We start from the raw sequence: 2241 nt of genomic DNA on the forward strand, positions 1-2241 counted from the left end.
GGGCTCGGCAGCGGCTACAGGTCGGCCTGGAGCGGCTCATGCTGGCATACTGCGGCTCTTTGCCAGGAGGCCCGAGCCCCATGCCATTCGATTCCCCCATGAGCGCCTACCAATACGCCCTGGAGCAGCAGGGCTTTGTCGCCGACGCGGCGCAGGCGCGGGCGGTGCAGGCCTTGCAGCAATGCCATGAAGCCCTGCATCAAGGGCGCACGGCGGTGCCCGGGGTCTATCTGTGGGGGGCGGTTGGGCGGGGCAAGACCTGGCTGATGGACCAGTTCTACCAGAGCCTGCGGGTCCCGGCGCGGCGCCAGCACTTTCATCATTTCATGGGCTGGGTGCACCAGCGGTCGTTCCAACTGACCGGTATTGCCGACCCCTTGCAGGCCCTGGCCCGGGAGCTGGCCGAAGAGGTGCGGGTGCTGTGTTTCGATGAGCTGTTCGTCAATGACATCGGTGACGCGATCATCCTCGGGCGCCTGTTCCAGGTGATGTTCGACCAGGGCGTGGTGCTGGTCTGCACCTCCAACCAGCCCCCGGAGCAGCTGTATGCCGATGGCTTCAACCGCGAGCGCTTCGTTCCGGCGATCAGCGCCATCCGCCAGCACATGCAGGTGGTGGCGGTGGACGGCGAGCAGGATCACCGCCTGCACCCGGGCGCCGCCGAGCAACGCTACTGGCTTGGCGCCGAGGGGCAGCCGAGCGCCCTGGGGCCGGTGTTCGAGCGCTTGAGTGCCGGGCAGCCGGCGAGCAGCGAGCCGCTGTTGCTCGGCTATCGCCCGTTGCAGGTGGTCAAGGCGTGCGGGACGGTGGTCTGGTGCAGCTTCGTCGAACTGTGCGAACAGCCGTTTTCCGCCATGGACTTCATGGCCCTGTGCGACCGCTTCCAGGCCATTCTCCTGAGCGATGTGCCCAACCTCAGCGCTTGCCAGCGCCCCGCACGCATTGCCCGGGGCACCGAGGATGGTGCCGAGCGGGTGGTGGCCGGGGATCGTGAGTTGCCGCAGCTGTCGGTACATGACGACGCGGTGCGGCGTTTCATCGCCCTGGTGGACGAGTGCTACGACCGCAAGGTGCCGCTGTACCTGGAAGCCCGGGTGCCCATGGAACAGCTGTACACCGAGGGCTACCTGGAGTTCGCTTTCCGCCGCACCCTCAGCCGCCTGCAGGAAATGCAGTTGCAGCGTTTTGCCGGTGGGTCCGCGGCCTGAAGGGAAACCCTTCCGGCTGCCGTGGATCCCGGCCGCTGCTTAGGATTTTTTCTGTAGTGCGCGGGTTAAAAATCTTCGTTTGGTCAAATCCCCCAGCCTACAATCGAGGCTGCCTGAGCCCTGAGCGCTCACTTTCAATACGTTGATCGAGGATGAACATGGACGTTGCCGATGTCGTGGTGTTGCAAGCCAGTTACAGCAACCCGGTGCATGCCGAAGCCATAGGCGTGTTGCTCAACCACTATGCCGAGGACCCCATGGGCGGCGGCCAGCCCCTGGACGCAGACCGGCTCCAGCAGTTGCCGGCGGAACTGGCCAAGCGGCCCCAGGCGTTCAGCGTGCTGGCCTTTGCCGGCGGGCAGCCGGTGGGCCTGGTGAACTGCTTCGAAGGCTTCTCCACCTTTGCCTGCCGGCCCCTGGTGAATATCCATGACGTGGTGGTGCTGGACAGCTACCGCGGCCAGGGCCTGAGCAAGCGCCTGCTGCAGAAGGTCGAGGACATCGCCCGGCAACGGGGCTGCTGCAAGGTCACCCTGGAAGTGCTGGAGGGCAATGCCCAGGCCCAGGCCGCCTATCGCGCCTGCGGTTTCGCCAATGCCATGCTCGACCCGACTCACGGGCGCATGCTGTTCTGGAGCAAAGCCTTGTAATGCACGCCCCCAGCCCCTGCGCGCCGGTCCCGGTAGAAACACCCTGGCGGATCTTCCTGGTGTTTCTGCGCCTGGGCCTGAGTTCGTTTGGCGGGCCGCTGGCGCACCTGGGCTACTTTCGCCAGGAATTCGTCCAGCGCCGGCGCTGGCTGGGGGAGGCGGCCTATGCCGAGCTGGTCGCGCTGTGCCAGTTTCTTCCCGGACCTGCCAGCAGTCAGGTCGGCATCGCCCTGGGATTGTCTCGCCGTGGCCTGCCCGGGGCCCTGTGTGCCTGGGCCGGCTTTACCTTGCCTTCGGCCCTGGCCCTGGCACTGCTGGCCCTGGGGTTGGGGGGCGGGGTCCCGGCCGGGGCGCTCAAGGGCTTGCAACTGGTGGCGGTGGCG

The 2241-nt window shown here is 66.5% G+C and carries 3 protein-coding genes; all 3 read left to right on the top strand.

The window, feature by feature from the left end; translation table 11 throughout:
* Positions 1 to 80 precede the first annotated feature (80 nt).
* Positions 81 to 1208, top strand: a complete 1128-nt coding sequence (gene zapE, locus F6S12_RS31235) for a cell division protein ZapE (protein WP_315869806.1) — start codon at positions 81 to 83, stop codon at positions 1206 to 1208.
* A 158-nt stretch (positions 1209 to 1366) separates the two neighbouring features.
* The gene (locus F6S12_RS31240) at positions 1367 to 1858 is read left to right on the top strand and encodes a GNAT family N-acetyltransferase (RefSeq protein ID WP_077935021.1); all 492 of its coding nucleotides are present in this window, start codon (positions 1367 to 1369) and stop codon (positions 1856 to 1858) included.
* On the top strand, positions 1858 to 2241 hold a 384-nt coding region (locus F6S12_RS31245), incomplete at its 3' end, for a chromate transporter (RefSeq protein ID WP_315869807.1). The genes F6S12_RS31240 and F6S12_RS31245, both read left to right, overlap by 1 nt.

The sequence above is a fragment of the Pseudomonas sp. JV245A genome (assembly GCF_032424515.1).
In the GTDB taxonomy this organism is placed as follows: domain Bacteria; phylum Pseudomonadota; class Gammaproteobacteria; order Pseudomonadales; family Pseudomonadaceae; genus Aquipseudomonas; species Aquipseudomonas protegens.